This window comes from Candidatus Reidiella endopervernicosa (assembly GCF_013343005.1).
Taxonomy (GTDB): domain Bacteria; phylum Pseudomonadota; class Gammaproteobacteria.
Genome location: NZ_CP054491.1, coordinates 1,477,828 through 1,496,363 on the forward strand (window position 1 = coordinate 1,477,828; position 18,536 = coordinate 1,496,363).

The 18,536-nt window shown below is 56.0% G+C and carries 21 protein-coding genes and 2 pseudogenes; 20 read left to right on the plus strand and 3 right to left on the minus strand.

Annotated elements, in window-relative coordinates:
* Nucleotides 1-75 precede the first annotated feature (75 nt).
* From HUE57_RS20235 to HUE57_RS08325, 3 genes and pseudogenes are all read left to right on the plus strand, one after another.
* The gene (locus tag HUE57_RS20235) at nucleotides 76-285 is read left to right on the plus strand and encodes a hypothetical protein (protein WP_174673010.1); all 210 of its coding nucleotides are present in this window, start codon (nucleotides 76-78) and stop codon (nucleotides 283-285) included.
* A 229-nt stretch (nucleotides 286-514) separates the two neighbouring features.
* Nucleotides 515-727 (plus strand): annotated as a pseudogene (locus HUE57_RS08320) (Hpt domain-containing protein); the annotation flags it as partial.
* Nucleotides 728-865: 138 nt separating this feature from the next.
* The gene (locus HUE57_RS08325; RefSeq protein ID WP_236860704.1) at nucleotides 866-1,558 is read left to right on the plus strand and encodes an Hpt domain-containing protein; all 693 of its coding nucleotides are present in this window, start codon (nucleotides 866-868) and stop codon (nucleotides 1,556-1,558) included.
* A 24-nt stretch (nucleotides 1,559-1,582) separates the two neighbouring features.
* Here the strand turns inward: HUE57_RS08325 and HUE57_RS08330 are convergent, their stop codons facing one another.
* Nucleotides 1,583-1,834 carry a hypothetical protein gene (locus tag HUE57_RS08330; protein WP_174673012.1) on the minus strand — a complete coding sequence of 84 codons (252 nt, stop codon included), beginning with the start codon at nucleotides 1,832-1,834 and terminating at the stop codon, nucleotides 1,583-1,585.
* A 21-nt stretch (nucleotides 1,835-1,855) separates the two neighbouring features.
* On the opposite strand from HUE57_RS08330, the gene HUE57_RS08335 reads away from it, so the two are divergent.
* From HUE57_RS08335 to trxA, 6 genes and pseudogenes are all read left to right on the plus strand, one after another.
* Nucleotides 1,856-2,944: a chemotaxis protein CheA gene (locus tag HUE57_RS08335; protein WP_174673013.1), complete on the plus strand. Its 1,089-nt coding sequence runs from the start codon at nucleotides 1,856-1,858 to the stop codon at nucleotides 2,942-2,944.
* Nucleotides 2,853-3,110 carry a hypothetical protein gene (locus HUE57_RS19050; RefSeq protein ID WP_236860705.1) on the plus strand — a complete coding sequence of 86 codons (258 nt, stop codon included), beginning with the start codon at nucleotides 2,853-2,855 and terminating at the stop codon, nucleotides 3,108-3,110. Before HUE57_RS08335 ends, HUE57_RS19050 begins: the two co-directional genes overlap by 92 nt.
* A pseudogene (locus HUE57_RS08340) lies at nucleotides 3,059-3,739 on the plus strand (response regulator); the annotation flags it as partial. The gene HUE57_RS19050 and the pseudogene HUE57_RS08340, both read left to right, overlap by 52 nt.
* A 33-nt stretch (nucleotides 3,740-3,772) precedes the next feature.
* Nucleotides 3,773-4,819, plus strand: coding sequence for a chemotaxis-specific protein-glutamate methyltransferase CheB (gene cheB, locus HUE57_RS08345; RefSeq protein ID WP_078483022.1), 1,047 nt, complete (start codon nucleotides 3,773-3,775; stop codon nucleotides 4,817-4,819).
* 31 nt (nucleotides 4,820-4,850) lie between these two features.
* The gene (locus tag HUE57_RS08350) at nucleotides 4,851-5,249 is read left to right on the plus strand and encodes an RNA-binding S4 domain-containing protein (RefSeq protein ID WP_078483023.1); all 399 of its coding nucleotides are present in this window, start codon (nucleotides 4,851-4,853) and stop codon (nucleotides 5,247-5,249) included.
* 161 nt (nucleotides 5,250-5,410) lie between these two features.
* Nucleotides 5,411-5,791: a thioredoxin gene (gene trxA / locus HUE57_RS08355; RefSeq protein ID WP_078483024.1), complete on the plus strand. Its 381-nt coding sequence runs from the start codon at nucleotides 5,411-5,413 to the stop codon at nucleotides 5,789-5,791.
* A 51-nt stretch (nucleotides 5,792-5,842) separates the two neighbouring features.
* Here trxA and HUE57_RS08360 read toward each other — a convergent pair whose 3' ends face one another.
* Nucleotides 5,843-6,127, minus strand: coding sequence for a hypothetical protein (locus HUE57_RS08360; RefSeq protein WP_174673014.1), 285 nt, complete (start codon nucleotides 6,125-6,127; stop codon nucleotides 5,843-5,845).
* A 254-nt stretch (nucleotides 6,128-6,381) separates the two neighbouring features.
* Between HUE57_RS08360 and HUE57_RS08365 the strand changes: the two genes are divergently transcribed.
* Both HUE57_RS08365 and HUE57_RS08370 read left to right on the plus strand, forming a co-directional pair.
* Nucleotides 6,382-7,428, plus strand: coding sequence for an AAA family ATPase (locus HUE57_RS08365; RefSeq protein WP_078483026.1), 1,047 nt, complete (start codon nucleotides 6,382-6,384; stop codon nucleotides 7,426-7,428).
* Nucleotides 7,429-7,430: 2 nt separating this feature from the next.
* Complete coding sequence (locus HUE57_RS08370) at nucleotides 7,431-8,639, plus strand: vWA domain-containing protein (protein WP_174673015.1); 1,209 nt, start codon at nucleotides 7,431-7,433, stop codon at nucleotides 8,637-8,639.
* Here the strand turns inward: HUE57_RS08370 and HUE57_RS08375 are convergent.
* Nucleotides 8,629-8,901, minus strand: coding sequence for a hypothetical protein (locus tag HUE57_RS08375; protein WP_174673016.1), 273 nt, complete (start codon nucleotides 8,899-8,901; stop codon nucleotides 8,629-8,631). The two genes, HUE57_RS08370 and HUE57_RS08375, sit on opposite strands and share 11 nt — an antisense overlap.
* A gap of 66 nt (nucleotides 8,902-8,967) precedes the next feature.
* Here HUE57_RS08375 and HUE57_RS08380 point away from each other — a divergent pair, with 66 nt between their 5' ends.
* The 9 genes from HUE57_RS08380 (at nucleotide 8,968) to HUE57_RS08420 (ending at nucleotide 18,514) form a co-directional block, all read left to right on the plus strand.
* A complete protein-coding gene (locus tag HUE57_RS08380) occupies nucleotides 8,968-10,083 on the plus strand; it encodes a hypothetical protein (protein WP_078483028.1) in 1,116 nt (371 codons plus the stop codon).
* Nucleotides 10,084-10,089: 6 nt separating this feature from the next.
* A complete protein-coding gene (locus HUE57_RS08385) occupies nucleotides 10,090-10,656 on the plus strand; it encodes a hypothetical protein (RefSeq protein WP_078483029.1) in 567 nt (188 codons plus the stop codon).
* A gap of 95 nt (nucleotides 10,657-10,751) precedes the next feature.
* A complete protein-coding gene (locus HUE57_RS08390) occupies nucleotides 10,752-12,179 on the plus strand; it encodes an HDOD domain-containing protein (RefSeq protein WP_078483030.1) in 1,428 nt (475 codons plus the stop codon).
* 254 nt (nucleotides 12,180-12,433) lie between these two features.
* On the plus strand, nucleotides 12,434-13,093 hold the full coding sequence (gene adk, locus HUE57_RS08395; protein WP_078483031.1) for an adenylate kinase: 660 nt from the start codon (nucleotides 12,434-12,436) through the stop codon (nucleotides 13,091-13,093).
* 177 nt (nucleotides 13,094-13,270) lie between these two features.
* Nucleotides 13,271-14,245 carry a hypothetical protein gene (locus HUE57_RS08400; protein WP_135622055.1) on the plus strand — a complete coding sequence of 325 codons (975 nt, stop codon included), beginning with the start codon at nucleotides 13,271-13,273 and terminating at the stop codon, nucleotides 14,243-14,245.
* 54 nt (nucleotides 14,246-14,299) lie between these two features.
* Complete coding sequence (rfbF, locus tag HUE57_RS08405) at nucleotides 14,300-15,061, plus strand: glucose-1-phosphate cytidylyltransferase (RefSeq protein ID WP_078483043.1); 762 nt, start codon at nucleotides 14,300-14,302, stop codon at nucleotides 15,059-15,061.
* 2 nt (nucleotides 15,062-15,063) lie between these two features.
* Complete coding sequence (locus HUE57_RS08410) at nucleotides 15,064-16,107, plus strand: NAD-dependent epimerase/dehydratase family protein (RefSeq protein ID WP_078483033.1); 1,044 nt, start codon at nucleotides 15,064-15,066, stop codon at nucleotides 16,105-16,107.
* Complete coding sequence (locus HUE57_RS08415; RefSeq protein WP_135622057.1) at nucleotides 16,107-17,330, plus strand: class I SAM-dependent methyltransferase; 1,224 nt, start codon at nucleotides 16,107-16,109, stop codon at nucleotides 17,328-17,330. Before HUE57_RS08410 ends, HUE57_RS08415 begins: the two co-directional genes overlap by 1 nt.
* Nucleotides 17,327-18,514 (plus strand): class I SAM-dependent methyltransferase, encoded by a 1,188-nt coding sequence (locus tag HUE57_RS08420; RefSeq protein ID WP_236725645.1) that lies wholly within the window; start codon nucleotides 17,327-17,329, stop codon nucleotides 18,512-18,514. The genes HUE57_RS08415 and HUE57_RS08420 overlap by 4 nt, the downstream gene beginning before the upstream one ends.
* The last annotated feature ends 22 nt before the right edge of the window (nucleotides 18,515-18,536 follow it).

The window sequence follows — 18,536 nt, forward strand, 5'->3', positions numbered from 1 at the left end:
GTCATGCTAACAGACCCTGAATGAGAGGGTTGCTGGCGCTGAGGATCCCAGGCGCGTTGAGGGATCGATGCGTTGATGCGAGCTGCTCACTCGATCAAGGGTGCTGCACGCATGGTCGGCGTCGAAGCTTCGCAATCGTCCCTTGCCATTGTCGATGGAAGTCTGGATGGTTGCCGCACAGATGGTGACCCTCAGATGGGTACTGGCACTCGATGCAGTGCTCATGGGGTCGACTGCTGGAGCGAGATCGGACGCCTCGATGAGGGTGCGGTTGCTGGTTGGTGATCAGCGAGCCCTTGAGGCGTAGCGCCAACTGTAGGATTTGTTGCGCCGATGCTCGACAACCCGTAGCTGCTAAGGCCATCGCTGACAGTCTCCGACGTGAATTAGTCCAGCGTGGAAATCGCGAGTCCCGCTAAGCGCTGCTCGGTGGACGCGAAAACCAATGTTGGGACGTTCCGCCAGGAGGCATGGGCCGATGCACACCTCCTTTCCGGTGAGATGGCCTCCTGGGCTGGCACTGGAGCAGACCCCTGGATCGGCGGAAGATCTGGAGTCGATGATGCGTGCCGCCCACTCGATCAAGGGTGCGGCACGGATGGTCGGTGTCGATGCAGCGGTGGGCGTGGCGCACGTGATGGAGGATCTGTTTGTTGCAGCCCAACAGGGGCAGCTCCTGCTTGCGACAGAGCATGTCGATGAACTGCTGAAGAGTGTCGATCTGCTTGGGGCAGATGGTGAACCAGTGAGTTGATGCGAGTTGGTAGCGAGCAGATATGAACGAGGTTGCGACACGAGTCACCAGCTTGCAGCGCTGCTGGCGGTGAGAGCCGAGCAGAAATCAGCTCAGAACCTGTTGTGAGCAGTGCAGCGCCAGCTAGCAGTCAGACTGGCCGATGCCACCATGCTCAGTCGGCCTGTGAGATCGGCACTCAACAAGACCCTCACCGAGGCACTGCTGGCACTGGAAAAGGCCCCCTCGTCGGCGGAAGATCTGGAGTCGATGATGCGCGCGGCCCACTCGATTAAGGGTGCTGCGCGGATGGTCGGTGTTGATGCCGCTGTACGAGTCGCGCATGTGATGGAAGACGTTTTTGTCGCTGCACAGAAGGGTGAACTAGATCTACTTGAGTGGCATATCGATACGTTGTTAAAAGGCGTCGATATGTTGGGGCAGATTGGTGCGCAGGATGATGCAGTACTGATTAGCTGGCAGCACGATAACGCCAACGAGGTTGCGGCACTTGAGTCGCAGTTGCAGCGACTGCTTGACCCTGATGCCGAGCCTCCCGCCGCCCCGGCGGTTGAACAGCTGGCTCCAGTAGAGACAGACGCTGAAAGGAGCGCTCTCATCACGGCTGAATCTGATTCGGCCACATCAGAAAGAAGCGCCTCTCCCGCCGCTGACAAACCCTCAGCGAAAAAGAGTAGTGACAGTTCGCTACGCGTTACCGCCAGCGTGCTTAATCGCCTGATGGGTTACGCCGGTGAGGCGCAGGTCGAGGCGGGTAATCTGCGCCCCGCTGACCGCCATGGAGAGCGAAGTGAGGGCGGTTAGTCCCCGATAGTCGACGCCGTCTGCCTATTCGTAGTTGAGAGCGCGAGCGAACGACGGAGAAGATGCAGCAGCGGCTTTATGTCGGCGTAGAGTCACTGAGGGAGTTGTGTAGAGCCGCGAAGAGGTGATTACGCAACGTACGCAGGACGGTCGAGCGCCGCAGGCATAAACGGTCGCGTGAAGTTTTTGCTGTTTGCTTGGGCTTGGATGCCCAAAACAAACTTTCGCAAAATAGCGACTCCCCGGTTTGCTGAGTCGCTGCTGAAGCTGCGTCATCGTCAGGTTGAGCTGCTCGGTGTGTTGGAGGAGCTCAATGAGGCGATGGAGGGAGCCGAGGTTGATGAGTTCGGTCTCAGTCTGCTCGGTACGGCGATAGACAAGGCGGGCGAATGTCGTCAGATCCTGACCGAGCGCCTGACCGATCTCGACGCCTTTGAGCGACGTAATACCCGACTCGCTGATCGACTCTCACGAGAGGTTATCTCTAGCCGCATGCGCCCCTTCATTGAGGGTGTACACGGTTTTAACCGCATGGTCCGTGATATCTCCAAGTCGCTCGGTAAAGAGGTGAAGTTCGAGATTCGCGGCAAGGATACCAAGGTCGATCGTGACATCCTCGACAAGATTGAGGCGCCGCTCAACCACATGGTGCGTAATGCACTCGATCATGGCCTGGAGACCCCCGAGGAGCGTCTGGCGGCGGGTAAACCGGCCGAGGGACGGTTGCTGCTTGAGGCAGTACACAACTCCGGCATGCTCTCCATTATCGTTAAGGATGATGGGCGCGGCGTCGATCAGGAGGCGCTGCGTAAAAAGATAGTGGCGCGCGGCATGGTGAGCGAACAGATGGCGACAGACCTATCGGAGTCAGAGCTGCTCGATTTTCTGTTCCTGCCCAGCTTCTCCACCCGTGAGCAGGTCTCGGAGATTTCGGGGCGTGGTGTTGGCCTCGATGTGGTGCACAGTACGATGCAGGAGATGCGCGGTGTGCTGCACGCCACCTCAACCCTGGGTGAAGGGATGCGCATCCATCTGCAGCTACCACTCAGCCTCTCAACGATACGTGCCCTGATGATTGATGTGGGTGGTGAGAGTTATGCGGTTCCGCTGGCGCGCATCGAGCGGACCATGATGGTGCCGCGCGATCAGCTCAAGATCATGGAGGGGCGCCAATATGTGATTGTCGATGAGGCGAGTATTGGGCTGCTGCAGGCGCACCGGGAGTCGCTATTTTGCGAAAGTTTGTTTTGGGCATCCAGCCCAAGCAAACAGCAAAAACTTCACGCGACCGTTTATGCCTGCGGCGCCCCGACCGTCCTGCGTACGTTGCGTAATCACCTCTTCGCGGCTCTACACAACTCCCTCAGTGACTCTACGCCGACATAAAGCCGCTGCTGCATCTTCTCCGTCGTTCGCTCGCGCTCTCAACTACGAATATACAGACGGCGTCGACTATCGGGGACTAACCGCCCTCACTTCGCTCTCCATGGCGGTCAGCGTCAGGTGCTTGAGGTTGAGGGGCATACGAATAGCAACGAGCTACTGCCGGTGATTGTCATTGGTGACCGTAACCGCCATTACGGCGTCGTCGTCGAACAGTTCCTCGGTGAGCGTAATCTGGTGGTACAGGTGCTCGACGCCAGGCTCGGCAAGGTACAGGACATTGCAGCGGCCTCGATTCTTGAAGATGGTACGCCGACGCTGATTATTGATGTCGACGATATGCTGCGCTCGATTGAACTGCTTATCTCCGGTGGTCGCCTGATGCATGTCGGCGAGGGCGTGGGTGAGAAGGCCGCGCCGCAGCAGGGTAAACGGATTCTGGTGGTCGATGATTCGATCACGGTGCGTGAGGTTGAGCGCAACATGCTCGAGACCAAGGGTTACAGTGTCGATGTGGCTGTCGATGGCATGGATGGCTGGAATGCGATCCGTGTCGGTAACTACGATCTGGTCATCAGTGATGTCGATATGCCACGCATGAATGGCATCGAGTTTGTTAGCAAAATCAAGAGTGATGCCCGTCTCAGTAGCACACCGACGATGATCGTCTCCTACAAGGATCGTGAGGAGGATCGTCAGCGCGGGTTAGAGGCTGGTGCTGACTACTATCTGGCCAAGGGTAGCTTCCACGATGAGACCCTGATCGAGGCCGTGGTCGATCTGATAGGAGAGGCGTAGCGCTCGGTAGTAGGGATAGGCTACGATTCCATTATGCGAATAGCGATTGTTAACGATTCAGTACTTGCGCTGGAGGGTCTCCGGCGCGTTATCTCCATGGTTCCCGAGTACCAGCTCATCTGGATGGCGCACGATGGTGCCGAGGCGGTAGAACGCTGCGCTGAGGATCTGCCCGATCTGATCCTGATGGATCTGATTATGCCGGTAATGGACGGTGTTGAGGCGTCACGGAAGATTATGCAGGCAACCCCCTGCGCAATTCTGGTGGTCACAGCAACGGTCAAAGGCAATGCTGCACTGGTCTTTGAGGCGATGGGGGCGGGTGCGCTCGATGCGGTCAATACGCCCGTGCTGGGTGCCGATGGAAATGCTGAGGGTAAGGATGCCCTGCTGCGAAAGATTAAGCTGGTTGGCACCCTGATTTCGCAACACAGCGAAAGTACGGTGGCGGCCGTTGACAGCAACCTCCCTGCCGTCAGCGATAGTAGCTGTCTGATTGCCATTGGCGCATCCACCGGTGGTCCCGCTGCACTCGCCGACCTGCTGGCCAAGCTGCCAGCTGACTTTCCCGCCGCGATTCTGATCTCGCAACATGTTGATGAGCAGTTTGTTGAGAGTTTCGCCGTGTGGCTCGACGGCCAGACCGATCTGAAGGTCCGTCTGGCCGCGGAAGGTGACAAGGTTGAGACGGGCACGGTGCTGATATCACCCTCAAACCATCACATGATTATGCAAGATGGATCACATGTCCGACTGAGTGAGCAGGTCAGTGATGCTCCCTACCATCCCTCGATCAACGCACTGTTTGATAGTGTTGCCTATAACTGGCGCGGTTGCGGTTACGGAGTGTTGATGACTGGCATGGGCTGGGACGGCGCTGCTGGGTTGCTCTCGATGCGGCGTGAGGGTTTCCACACCATCGCTCAGGATCAGACTAGCTGTGCCGTCTATGGCATGCCAAAGAAGGCCGTTGAGCTAGGTGCAGCCGATGAAGTGGTTGCGCTGGATGCATTGGCCAGTCGCCTGATTGCCCTGGTTACCGGGCGACAGAGTGGATGCAAGATTCCACAGGCACTCTAGTTCAAGCCTCAAACAGATACCCCGTTTATTTATGCCCGAGCAAGACTCCAAACTGAGACTCGATAAGTGGCTCTGGGCCGCACGTTTTTTCAAGACACGGCGTATTGCTGTTGAGGCGATTGATGGTGGTAAGGTCCATCTCAACGGTGCCCGGACCAAAGCGTCACGGACGGTTAAAGTCGGAGACGAGCTGAGTATCCATCGTGGTCATGAGGAGTACATAGTGACTATCGACGGACTCGCTGAGCGTCGCGGTCCGGCCAAAGAGGCGCAGTTGCTCTATAGCGAACATGAGCAGAGTCGTGAAAAACGTGAGCGGGAGGCCGAGCAGCGACGACTGCTCGCCAGCACCATGCCACCCTCCGACCATCGCCCCGATAAACGTGCGCGGCGAAAGATCGTCCGTTTCACGCGACGTGAACGTAAATAAGAAAACGCTTATACTGTCGTCAGATATCAGAGAGAGTGGGGTGTGAAGATTACGCCACCATTCGCAACTATTGGTGGGCAGGGTGCGGTAAATAGATCGTACGCTACTGAATTTATTGGACTTCATGGCTTTGAAGTCACGACTTACGGAGTTAACTTGCAATGGCCTCTATTGAACTCACTCAGGACAATTTTGACGAAATTATTACTAACAATGAGATCGTATTGATCGATTTCTGGGCAACCTGGTGCGGTCCGTGCCAGACATTTGGCCCCATTTTCGAGGAGACTTCAGAGAAGTATCCCGATGCCATCTTCGCCAAGGTCAATACCGAAGATCAGCAGGAGATTGCCGGACACTTTCAGATCCGCTCTATCCCGACCCTGATGATTTTCCGTGAGCAGATTATCGTCTTCTCACAGGCAGGCGCACTGCCAGCCAGTGGTCTGGAGCAGGTGATCGACAAGGTTAAAGATCTCGATATGGCAGATGTGCGTAAGCAGATCGAGTCCCAGATGGCGGATCAGCAACAGGAGGGTTAATTTCCCTTAGCTGGTAGAAGAACCCGGCATCGGCCGGGTTTTTATGGTTTATTAACGGTTGTAGCGTTCGCTGACCGCCATGGAGAGCGAAGTGAGGGCGGTTAGTCCCCGATAGTCGACGCCGTCTGCATATTCGTAGTTGAGAGCGTGAGCGAACGACGGAGAAGATGCAGCAGCGGCTTTATGTCGGCGTAGAGTCACTGAGGGAGTTGTGTAGAGCCGCGAAGAGGTGATTAGGCAACGTACGCAGGACGGTCGGGGCGCCGTAGGCATAAACGGTCGCGTTAAGTATTTGCCGCTTGCTTGGGCTTGGATGCCCAAAACAAACTTTCGCAAAATAGCGACTCCCCAGTTATTGCTTTTAACATGATATTGCTGAGGTAGGGCAGTCAATCGAGAGTAGTGAAGACAAGTTGTTATCAAATATTGGCAGTTATAGACGAGCGCGATCCTAAGCTTGTAATTGAGGTTATAACCTCAATAAATCTAATCCATAATGGTAATGTCTGGATCGCTCGGGCATTATTGAGTGTAATAGTAGGATATAGCTGTTTTCTAACGTAGTAGCGTGAATTAGAGGTAGAGAGAGTATGCGGCCATCGCAACTGTTGACCGTCCTGGAGCGTGAATTTCTGAGTGCACGCACCGGTCAGCACACCCCTGTCATGATGTGGGGCGCCCCTGGCGTCGGAAAGTCTCAGATCGTCTCCGAAATCGCCGAGAAACACGGTGTACCACTGGTCGATATTCGTCTCTCGCAGATGGAGCCGAGCGACCTGCGCGGTATCCCGTTCCGCAGCGATGAGCATGTTGAGTGGGCAATCCCCTCGATGTTGCCCGATGCCGAGCGTCATGGTGCCGAGGGCATCCTGTTTCTCGATGAGATCACCTCGGCACCACCGAGTGTTTCGGCCGCCGCCTATCAGCTGATTCTCGATCGTCGCCTCGGTGAGTACTACATTCCCGAGGGGTGGGCGATCTTTGCCGCCGGTAATCGCCAGGGTGACCGCGGTGTGACCTACAGCATGCCGGCACCGCTAGCCAACCGTTTCTCCCACTTTGAGCTGGAGGTTAACCTCGACGACTGGGTCTCCTGGGCCTATGCCAACGGCATTGATGAGCGGTTGATCGCCTTCCTGCGTTTCCGCCCCGAACTGTTGTTCGATTTTGATCCGGCACACAATCCAGTCGCCTTCCCCTCGCCACGTACCTGGGAGTTTGCCCATCGTGGTCTACAGAAGTTTGGCGATCACAATGAGCTGCTCTCACCGGCGCTGCAGTCGTGTGTGGGGCCTGCGGCCGGTATCGAGCTGGCCGCCTTTATCGACAATATGGAGAAGCTGCCCGATATCGATGCGATCATCAGTGGCGATAGTCTCGATGTACCCAAGGAGGTCGATCTGCAGTACGCGGTCGCCTCGGCGTTGGTCGCCCGTGCGCTGCAGGCGAAGGGGAGTGAGAATGCCAACACCACCTTTGGTCATATCCTCGACTATGCCAGAGGTTTTCGTCAGCGTGAGATGGGAGTGATGTTGGTTTCTGATATGCACCGGGCGATTGGTCAGGACCTCTTCAGCGTGCCGCAGTTCTCGCACTGGGCGAAGGCGGTCGCTGACGTAATGTTGTTCGAGGGGTAGGCGTGGCCGATTCTGTCGAGACCAAACTGAGCGCGGCCCGCACGCGCCTGATTCTCGACAAACCGTTTCTCGGTGCGCTGGTGATGCGTTTGCCGATGGTCGAGGCCAATCCCGACTGGTGTGCGACGACTGCCACCGATGCACGTAGCTTCTACTTCAATCGCAGCTATATCGAAGATCTCTCGGTCTCACAGACTCAGTTTGTGCTCGCTCATGAGGCGCTGCACTGCGCATTGTCACACTTCTCTCGCCGACAATACCGGGTCAAACACCGCTGGGATCTCGCATGTGATTTCGCTGTCAATCCGTTACTGCTTCGCGATGATCTGATTCCTCCGCCTAACGCCATCGTTATCGAAGAGTATGACGATATGACGGCCGAGGAGATCTACCCCCTTATCGACGATAAGGATGATTCCGAACTACTCGATCAGCACCTCTATGATGGTGACAATGAGGGCGAGGAGCAGAACAACAGCCAGGGTAGTCAGGGTGGTAGTGGCTCTGAGAAGGAGCTCGATGATAACGAACCCGGCGGTTCCAAAGGGGCCAAGGCGCCACCACCACTCTCGGTCGAGGAGCAGCAGCAGCTTGAGGTGCAGTGGCGTCAGCGAATGGCGAGTGCCGCCCAGCAGGCGCTACAGGCGGGCAAGCTGAGTGGGGCGATGGCGCGCATGGTCGATCACATGCTGCAGCCACAGCTGCCGTGGCGCATGCTGCTGGCGCGTTACATGACCGCCACCGCTCGTGATGACTACAGCTATTCTCGCCCCTCGCGGCGTGAGGGCGATGCGATCTTCCCGTCGCTGCGTAGTGCCGAGATTGAGGTGGTGGTGGTGCTCGATACCAGCGGTTCAGTGAATGATCGAGAGATCAGTGAATTTCTCTCCGAGGTGAACTCCATCAAGGCGCAGACCCGCGCCAACATTACCCTACACGCCTGTGATGCCGCGCTCTCACCCAAGGGGCCCTGGTCCTTTCAGCCGTGGGAGGAGTGCGCCCTGCCTGAGGAGCTGGAGGGCGGTGGCGGATCCGATTTCCGTCCCATTTTCGAGTGGCTCGATCGTGAGGGGCGGAGCCCCAATCTGCTGGTCTACTTCACCGATGCGCTGGGCGATTTCCCTGAGATTGAACCCAATCTGCCGGTAATCTGGCTGGTGAAGGGTAAGGCCAGGGTGCCCTGGGGGCAGCGCGTACAGCTCAACCGCTGACCGCCATGGAGAGCGAAGTGAGGGCGGTTAGTCCGCGATAGTCGACGCCGTCTGCATATTCGTAGTTGAGAGCGCGAGCGAACGACGAAGAAGATGCAGCAGCGGCTTTATGTCGGCGTAGAGTCACTGAGGGAGTTGTGTAGAGCCGCGAAGAGGTGATTACGCAACGTACGCAGGACGGTCGGGGCGCCGCAGGCATAAACGGTCGCGTTAAGTATTTGCCGCTTGCTTGGGCTTGGATGCCCAAAACAAGCTTCCGCAAAAATAGCGACTCCCCGGTGATGGTGTATGGTTTGTCTGATGGCAGAGATGATTTCAGGAGTGATAGTTGGAACTGAGTAGTGAAGATTCGCTGCGCCTCAACGTGATGCTCGTGACCGCCGAGGCGATCCGCATCGACGAACATGCGATGGTTGTTCACGGCCTCACCGGTGAGGATGAGGCGCGTGTGAAGCTCAATCCGACCGGGCGCGATGAGCAGTATCTGAGCGCTGTGCGCGAACTGCTCTCCACCCATGCGCTCGACTCCCCGCAGGGTTATCCCGTCTTTCTGCGCCGCTGGGCGCGGATGGGGCAGATCTCCAATTCACCACTCGACAAACTGCTGCTAATCGGCGAGCCGGAGGCTGTGATTGCAGTCGCCTGCGCACCTGATTTGACCGATGATCTGGCTCGTCTCGCCTGGTGGGCCTCGCCGACTGCTGAGGTGGCGGGGCGCATGCTTGAGAATGAAGCGGTGCGTGATGGGGTGATGGGACCGGTGCTGGCTGAATATCTGGCCGAGTTTCTACCCTTTGAGAGTGAACCAGAGCAGATGCTGCGCAGCGTGAGGCTGATTCTGCGCCCCGGTCTGATCGATGAGAAGATGCGCGCCAAACTGTGGGACACCGGTCGTACCCGCAAGGCCTATCGGGTCGGTTTTCTGGAGAAAATGCCCAATGAGCTACCGCAGCAACTCACCCCACGTAGCGACTACCCACGCTACCTCGAGCAGCTGCAGCAGCTACAGCAGCAGGGCAATCGTACCGCTGGGGTGATGCTGCGCGCACTCGATCAGCGCGGCCAGAGTTTTCTCGATGCCTGCCAGGATGTGCTGCGCCGTCCCGGTGATCAGGATGTTGTGGCTGCGCTGTTTGATGCGATCGGTAGTTACTTTGCAGAACTGCGTAGTGATGTGGAGCAGTTCCGCGATATGTCACTACTGCTTGAATACGCTGCTCAGGTACTCGAGTCGGAGGATGAGCGTGTGTCGTTAATCTCAGCTATTCCCGAGCTTCGTGAAGAGCTGCTTGCGGCAGTGGCCTTGGCTCATATCGATGAGGGGGTGCTGATTCCGCTCTTCTCCCACTCTGATGCAGTTGGTACTCTACTGCGCAAGAAGCTGATCCCGATTACCGATCCGCTGGTCGAACTGTTCCAGACGCTACGTACACCACGAGATTAGAACATCATGCCTCCCCATATTGAGATCGTCCGTGTTGCTCTTATTGTCGAAGTGAGGTTGCTACCGGAGACTCTTGAGGAGCACGTCGGTTACCCACCGTTGCATCTGGGCGAGGTGTTGGCGAGTCAGGTAGATGCATCGGTCAACGCCAGTGGCATGGGCTACTATCCACCGCTGAAGCAGTTGCAGGGTGATCCGGCGATCGAGTCCGATCTGCTGGGGCTGCTCGAGGAGCTTGCCTGGCATGCGAGTGAATATGCACGTGTAGAGTTTCGTCGTCATTTGCGCCCAGCCTTCTCCTACCTCAAGATTGAGTCGGTACAATCGACCTCCTATACCATGCCGCGTGCACGCCCCGGTCGCGCCAATGCGTTAATTGAGCTGGCCAGACACTACGCGCCCGACTCGGTGAGGGTTGAATTGATGACGAGCTCACTGACCCGTGATGAGGGGGGGGATGAGAGTCACGCGGCGATGGTGGAACTCACCTCACAGAAGGTTCAGCGTAGCCTCTCGCAGTATTTCGATCAGATTGAGGTATGCAACGCCCGAGTGGTAGACCCTACTAGTTAAGTAGATGCTGATAGACCCTGGAAACTGTGACCTGTGCACGGACCTGACAGGTTGCTGACATTAGTATTAAGAACAATAAGAACAGGAGTTTCACTATGGCGATTTCGTCGACGATAAGAAGGGAGCTTGACGGACTAGGCGTCGCCTATCGTCAGATAATTCATCCGCGCACCATGAGTCTTGAACAGGCAGCTGAAGCGGCCGATGTTGAGCAGCAGGAGATGGCGCGTGGGGTACTGCTCAAAGATGAGCAGGGTATCGTAATGGCGGTACTGCCGGTCAGCCATGTCATCAACTTCCACTCCCTCAAGGAGCTGCTCGGCCGCACACTCGAGATGAGTGGGGTAAACGGCATGAGTGAACAGTTCTCCGATTGCGAGGAGGGTTCGATCCCGCCCTTTGGCAGTCTGTTTGGTATTGAGACCATTGTCGATGAGTCGCTTGCGGGGCTCAGCAAGGTCTATTTTGAACCGGGTAGCCACACGACCCTGATTGAGCTGGGCGGCACCGATTTTGGCAATTTGCAGAAAAGCGCCCGTTTTGCCAGCTTCTCCACCTCATCGCACGATCTAAAAGTCAGGCAGGCGAAAGAGCAGGGTGGCCCGATCGTGCTGCCCGAGGTTGAGGGGCTTACACCTCTTGCCGAGGTAAAAAAACGGATCGAGGGGCTCTATAAACTGCCTGCGATGCCGGAGATGGCGCGTCGTATTCTCAAGCTGCGTGATGATCCAAATGCGGGTGCCAAGGAGCTGGCCTCGATCGTTGAACTCGATCCCAGTCTCGCCGCGCAGGTGATTCGCTACGCCAACTCGCCGCTGTTCGGTTATGCCGGCAAGCTTGATACCCTGCAGGAGGCGATCGCCAGGGTGCTCGGTTTTGAGGCGGTACTCAATATGGCTCTGGGTCTCTCTGCCGGAGGTACGCTACGCAATCCGCCCGACGGCCCACTCGGACTCAACGCCTTCTGGAAACACGCCACCTACTGTGCCGCCGCCTGTCAGATGCTAGCCAAGATGATGCCCAAGGGTAAGCGGCCAAAACTTGGTATGGCCTACCTCACCGGTCTTTTGCACAACTTCGGTTTCCTGATGCTTGGCCACATCTTCATGCCAGAGTTCTTCCTGCTCAACAAGATGGTCGCCGCGAATCCCGAAACCCCCATCACGGTGCTGGAGAAGCGCATGATCGGTATGGGTGATGCGCAGAATGTACTTAGCATGGGGCACGCTGAGGTGGGTGCCTGGTTGATGGAGAGCTGGGAGATGCCGGAGGAGCTGATCGTCAGTATGCGTGAGCATCATAATGCCGACTACACCAGTGAGTACGCCGTCTACGCACAGCTGATTCTGCTCGCCAATACCCTGCTCAAGGGGCACGACATCGGCGATGCCGATAGTGATGAGATCTCACCTGCGATACTCGAAGCGCTTGGGCTTGAAGAGGATCAGGTAATTGAGGCGATGGTGGAATTCATGGAGAACTCTAGCAACCTGGACGATCTGGCCTCTCAGTTAGCTGCCTGATTAACAGTTAGCAAAAAAAGCGGCGACGGCCTGTTGGCCCCGCCGCTTTTTTATTGCCTGGTATTTATTAGATAAATAACAATAAGATAGTGTTTGTTTGTGGGCTTGAAGCCGAATGATTGATGGCCTGTTCAGCCGTTGTTATACCCATAAAGTGAGTGGATTCCCGCATCCAAACAGTGAATAGGTGGCGCAGCCCTCGGGTGGCATAATCGAGGGGTCTACCAAGCGAAGTTTCCAGGAGAATAAGAACTATGAGAATCATACTGTTGGGCGGGCCGGGTGCCGGTAAGGGTACCCAGGCCAACGTCATTAAAGAGAAGTACAACATTCCACAGATCTCCACCGGCGACATGCTGCGTGCCCACGTCAAGCAGGGTACCGAGCTCGGTGTGGCGGCGAAGAAGATTATGGATGAGGGCGGTCTTGTCTCGGATGACATCATCATGGGCATGGTAAAGGCGCGTATTACTGAAGATGACTGCAAGAACGGATACCTGTTCGACGGTTTCCCACGAACCATCCCTCAGGCCGAGGCGTTGAAGGCTGAGGGTGTTGAGGTTGATGCCGTGGTTGAGATTGATGTGCCTGATGGTGAGATCATCACCCGTATGAGTGGCCGTCGTGTGCACATGGCATCGGGTCGTACCTACCACGTTACCTTTAATCCACCCAAGGTCGAGGGTAAGGATGATGAGACCGGTGAAGATCTGATCCAGCGTGATGACGATCAGGAAGAGACCGTGAAGGCACGTCTCAAGGTCTATCACGACCAGACCGAGCCGCTAGTCGCCTTCTACTCGAAGTGGGCCGAGGCTGGTGAGGCCGGAGCGCCGAAATACATCAAGGTCAACGGTGTTGGAAAGCTCGATGAAATTACCGGTGCCATCATGGATGGGCTGGCAAGCGTATAATCGCACCGCTAGTGTGATCTACACTGAGGAACGCCCCAGCGATGGGGCGTTTTTTATTGGGGATTGTTTTGTATTAGGCTGTTGGCAAAGCATGCGGTGTCTAGGGATTTGAAACTGAAAATAATAATAAAACTGGTTGTGATAGTCGGGCTGCTGTTAGGAGCGGGCTATCAACTGTTGCCCCTTCTCGAGCAGAATGTGGTAACCCTCCATCATGCGCCAGACTCACAGATACAACTGGATGCTGATCTGACGCTCAATATCACCGGTACAATCGCAGGCCCTCAGCGGGATCTGCACTACCGTATTAATGGTAGCGCCTGGCAGCCGATCCCTCACGACAAGCTTCGCGCCTCATTCCCCAATTTCACTCTGGAGATCGCCTCATCGCAATTGATGATAGGTGAGAACTGTATCGGCTTTGACGTGCCAGTTACCTATCAGTCGATGCAGTTAGAGGGGCGGCAGCGCTGTTTCGACTACCAGCCACGTGCGATGCAGTTACCGTTCACCGTCGACTGGGCAGATGAAACGCTGAATGTTCAGGATGGACATTGGGAGGTGGTGCGGGATCAGCATGGTGCGACTGTTCGACCAGTACCCGGTAGTGAAGACTATGACCGCATTCTACTTGTCAGTGGGGCGTTTGCGGGTCCACGACGTGTCGAGACGCAGTTGGTTTTTCGCCAGGCGACGAATGGTAAAAAACCGTTCGGTTTTGGTGTGTTGCCGCTCTGGGGTGGTCATCCCGATCAGCCGGGGCACTACCCGAGACGTGGCTGGCGTTTTGGGCTTGGCTGGTACTACTCCAGATATCCAGGTATCGGAGTGGAGCTGTCAGAACAACTGGTGGATAGTCCAGCGCGGTTTGCCAAGCAGTTACAGAATTTCACCATCACGCCCAACCAGCCCTATAACCTGATCATTGAAGCGGAGTGGCAGCGGGACCAGCAACCCGCCGTTGTCGAGCTCAGGATGAAGTGGTGGCCTGAGGGTGAGTCCGAGCCCGTCCATTGGATCAGTGTGCAGGAGAGGGCTGAGGATGTGCTGCCTTCACACGATTACGCTGTGGCGCTGCTGGCACATAGGACTCAGGTTGAATTTGGGTCCGTCAGAGTGATGCCGATTGTGTCTGCGCATGGAGGGGAGTAGTCGCGTGAATATCTACGGCGTAGCTACGGTTTCTGCTGGAATCGATTGTTTATGATGAAGGTCGCAATCCTTGCGGGAGGGAAGGGAACTCGTTTGAGTGAAGAGACGACGATCCGGCCCAAGCCGATGGTAGAGATTGGGGGTGAACCGATTCTGCACCACATCATGCGTTACTACGCCGCCCATGGTTTTTCTGAATTTGTTATCGCGACGGGCTATCTGGGCGAACAGATTGTCGACCACTTCTGTTCCAGGGGTGAGGTTGTTGATGGACCGGCCGGCGCTGTACGGGTGGTAGGTTGCGATGATGAAGCGTGGATCATCGATCTGGTTGATACCGGCACTGAGACCAATACTGGTGGGCGTATTAAACGCCTGGCACCCTATCTGAGTGACGCAACCTTTATGCTCACCTGGGGTGATGGTCTGGCTGATGTCGATCTCGCTGCGCTGACGGCCTTCCATCGTCAACATGGTGGCCACGCCACGGTGACCGCCGTGCATCCTCCGGCGAGATTTGGCAGACTGTCGCTCGATCAGGAGAGGGTCACCGCCTTTGCGGAGAAAACGGTTGATCCTGACGAGTGGATCAATGGCGCTTTCTTTGTGCTGGAGCCTGCTGTGTTTGGCTATATCGAAGGTGATTCAACCCTCTGGGAGGGGGCGCCGCTTGAAGAGCTGAGCCGTGACGGTCAGCTGCTGGCCTATCGTCACGAGGGTTTTTGGCAGTGCATGGATACGCTCCACGAAAAAGAGATGTTGAATAAGATATGGAGCCGCGGCGATGCACCGTGGCTCGTGAAAGGAAATCATTAGTAATGAAAGTTTTGATTACTGGCCATAACGGTTATATAGGCACTCTGCTTACGCCAATGCTGCAGCAGGCAGGACACGAGCTTTTCGGTATCGATAGCTATCTCTTTGAGCCCTGTTGGTTTGGTCCTGAAACAGCCGATATCCCCTCGTTGCGGCTCGATATTCGTGACATTGAGCTACACCATCTCAATGGATATGACGCAGTGATACATCTCGCCGGGCTCTCCAATGATCCGCTCGGCGATCTCAATCCCGAATGCACCTACGCGATTAACCATCGCGCTTCGGTACGTGTCGCTCAGCTCGCCAAACAGGCGGGTGTCAGCCGCTTTATCCACGCCTCCACCTGCAGTCTCTATGGTGCGGCAGGTAATGAGTTCCTCGACGAAGGCGCGGCATTTAATCCCGTTACACCCTACGGTGAGGCGAAGCTGCTGGTGGAGCAGGATCTGATGCCGATGGCGGATGATGATTTCAGCCCGGTCTATCTACGCAGTGGAACCGCCTACGGCAGCTCACCCAAGTTGCGTGGTGATCTGGTAATTAACAACCTGCTTGGTTACGCCATCACCACCGGTGAGATTCTGCTCAAGAGTGACGGCACACCCTGGCGACCGTTGGTTCACGTCGAGGATATTGCGTTGGCGTTCAAGGCAGCACTTGAGGCACCACGCGAGGCGATTCATAACCAGGCCTTCAATGTCGGTCTTACCGAAGAGAACTTCCGTGTGAGTGAGTTGGCAGAGATCATCGCCGCCGAGATTCCCAGTAGCAAGATTCGTATCGATGACGGGGCTGGCCCCGACAGGCGCAACTACCGCGTCAACTGCGACAAGATTGCTGAGATGCTGCCCGGCTTCAAGCCGAAGTGGCGTGCCGAGACCGGCATCGCCGATCTGGCACGAGACTACGTGCAGCATCAGACATCCCTCAAAGAGTTTCTCAGTAGTCGTTACCTGCGTATCAAACATGTGAAGGAGCTGCAGGATTCGGGTGAACTGAACAGCGATCTCTTCTGGGCTCAGGCTGTCAAAAGGGCGGTCTAGTGCCGGTCTGTTGTCGCTCATGCGGTGAGCCAATCTCGTCGCCGTTCCTGCGTCTGGGTGATCTACCGCTGGTCGATCGTCTGGTTGATCTGGACGGTTCGTACGATGATGAGCCGCGCTTCCCGCTGGAACTCGTCCTGTGTGAAGTGTGTGGCTTGGTACAGATCACTGAGACGGTCGAGCCTGAACGGCTCTTCTGCGACGACTATCCGTACTACTCCTCCTACTCCAGCTCCTGGCTCGATCACGCCCAGCACTATGCCGAGGCGGTGATCGCGGAACATAAACTCAATGCAGAGAGCCTGGTGGTGGAGCTGGCGAGTAACGACGGTTACTTACTGCGTAATTTCAAACAGGCGGGAATTCCGGTGCTCGGTATCGATCCTGCTGAGGGTCCGGCTGCGGTTGCCAATAAGCAGGGTATCGAGACGCGGGTCGAGTTTTTCGATACAGCACTCGCAGCCCGTATGGCTGAGCAGGGGCAGAGCGCCGACCTGATCGTGGCCAATAATGTGTTGGCCCATGTGGCCGACCTGAACGGCTTTGTTGCCGGAATGGCTACGCTATTAAAACCGACGGGAGTGATCACCATCGAGGTCCCCTATCTCGATGATCTGGTGCAGAAGTGCGCCTTCGATACGATCTACCACGAGCACTTCTGTTACTTTTCGGTCACGGCGCTCAACAATCTTTTTACCCGACATGGGCTCTCACTCAACCGCGTGGACCGGCTGCGCTCACATGGCGGATCGTTGAGGCTTTACGTAGAACATATGGTTCAGCCCGATGCCTCGGTGGATGGGTTGCTTGAGCGTGAGGTGCAGATCGGTATAACACGCCCCGACTACTTTAAGAGTTTTACCGAACAGGTTTCGGTAAAAACTTCTGAACTGAAACAGCTTCTCAAGAGGCTGCGGGGTGAGGGTAAAAAGATTGCGGCCTACGGTGCGGCGGCCAAGGGCGTCATCATGCTGGAGGTTGCGGGTATCGGCAGTGAGTTGATCGACTATGTGGTCGATCGCAATCCCAATAAACAGGGCAAGGGAATGCCTGGTAGTCACATCCCGATCTATGCCCCTGAGCATATGGATGTGCAACCGGTCGATTGCCTGCTGATTCTGCCGTGGAATCTCAGAGATGAGATCGTCGCGCAGCTGGATGATTTCAGCGCGTCTGGTGGAGCATTTATCGTGGCGTTGCCAACGCTGGAGCTGTTCGAGTGACAGCCACTGAATGCTCCTGTGCCTGCTGCGGTGCCGAAAACCTTACTGGTTTCTATCGGGTCGATGGGGTGCCGGTCCACAGCGTATTGTTGATGGCTTCCAGAGAAGAGGCGCTTGCCTATCCGCAACAGGATATTGAGCTGGCGATCTGCAAAAGTTGTGGCTTTATTCAAAACATCCATTTTGATCCGAGTTACCACGAATACTCCGAACGTTATGAGGAGACGCAGGGCTACTCGGCCCACTTTCGTAGCTTCCTGAATGAGTTTGTGGATGAGTTGATTGAGCGCCATCAGCTGCACAACAGAACCGTCGTTGAGATCGGCTGTGGCAAGGGTGAATTTTTAAGCCTGCTTTGTCGGCAGGGAAACAACCGTGGTATCGGTATTGATGCCAGCTATGTACCGGGACGGATTGCAGAACATGCCGATCTCGATCTCACCTTTATCCAGGGATTCTTTGAAGAACATACCGATGTGATCGCCGTGGCCGAGGTAATTATCTGTCGTCACACCCTGGAGCATATCGCCCGGCCCGCCGAGTTTATGCACAAGCTGCGTGAGGCGATTCCCGAGGGAAGCAGACCGCTGATTATCTTCGATTTGCCCGATACCACGCGGGTACTCGAAGAGCGTGCTTTCTGGGATGTCTACTATGAGCATTGCGCCTACTTCACGCCGACTTCTCTGGCGGCGCTATTCAGGCAGGAGGGCTTGGCACCGCAGACACTCTACCGACGTTACGGTGAACAGATGTTGGTGGTTGAGGCCTATCCGGATGAGACGGGTGACAAACAGACGTTCTCGTTGGAGCGACCAGTCGCTGAACTGGTTACGCTAAGTGATGAATTTTCCCAAAGCGTGGAGAGAACTGTGGATGGGTGGTCTCAGCGTGTACAGAGGGCCAATCAGGCTGGGCAGCGGGTGGTGCTTTGGGGTTCCGGTTCCAAGGCGGTCTCCTTTATCAGTGCGCTTGGCAATGGGTGTCGTATCGATGCGGTGGTTGATATCAACCCTCATCGGCAAGGCTCCTACATGGCGGGTTCGGGTTATGAAATTAGTGCGCCCGCATCGTTAGCGGCCTTGCAACCCGATCTGGTGATTGTGATGAATCCTGTTTATGAACAGGAGATTGCAGCTGAGCTAAAGCAGCTGGGTGTTAAGACTGAACTGGTGAGTCTCTAACCGTGATTAGGGCGTGTCCATG

What these genes read in the sequence shown, in the direction of transcription:
- HUE57_RS20235 (WP_174673010.1), top strand. Translation starts at nt 76, where the DNA reads ATGCGAGCTGCTCACTCGATCAAGGGTGCTGCACGCATGGTCGGCGTC.
- HUE57_RS08330 (WP_174673012.1), bottom strand. Translation starts at nt 1,834, where the DNA reads ATGACGCAGCTTCAGCAGCGACTCAGCAAACCGGGGAGTCGCTATTTT.
- HUE57_RS19050 (WP_236860705.1), top strand. Translation starts at nt 2,853, where the DNA reads ATGCCTGCGGCGCCCCGACCGTCCTGCGTACGTTGCGTAATCACCTCT.
- cheB (WP_078483022.1), top strand. Translation starts at nt 3,773, where the DNA reads ATGCGAATAGCGATTGTTAACGATTCAGTACTTGCGCTGGAGGGTCTC.
- HUE57_RS08350 (WP_078483023.1), top strand. Translation starts at nt 4,851, where the DNA reads ATGCCCGAGCAAGACTCCAAACTGAGACTCGATAAGTGGCTCTGGGCC.
- trxA (WP_078483024.1), top strand. Translation starts at nt 5,411, where the DNA reads ATGGCCTCTATTGAACTCACTCAGGACAATTTTGACGAAATTATTACT.
- HUE57_RS08365 (WP_078483026.1), top strand. Translation starts at nt 6,382, where the DNA reads ATGCGGCCATCGCAACTGTTGACCGTCCTGGAGCGTGAATTTCTGAGT.
- HUE57_RS08385 (WP_078483029.1), top strand. Translation starts at nt 10,090, where the DNA reads ATGCCTCCCCATATTGAGATCGTCCGTGTTGCTCTTATTGTCGAAGTG.
- HUE57_RS08390 (WP_078483030.1), top strand. Translation starts at nt 10,752, where the DNA reads ATGGCGATTTCGTCGACGATAAGAAGGGAGCTTGACGGACTAGGCGTC.
- adk (WP_078483031.1), top strand. Translation starts at nt 12,434, where the DNA reads ATGAGAATCATACTGTTGGGCGGGCCGGGTGCCGGTAAGGGTACCCAG.
- rfbF (WP_078483043.1), top strand. Translation starts at nt 14,300, where the DNA reads ATGAAGGTCGCAATCCTTGCGGGAGGGAAGGGAACTCGTTTGAGTGAA.
- HUE57_RS08410 (WP_078483033.1), top strand. Translation starts at nt 15,064, where the DNA reads ATGAAAGTTTTGATTACTGGCCATAACGGTTATATAGGCACTCTGCTT.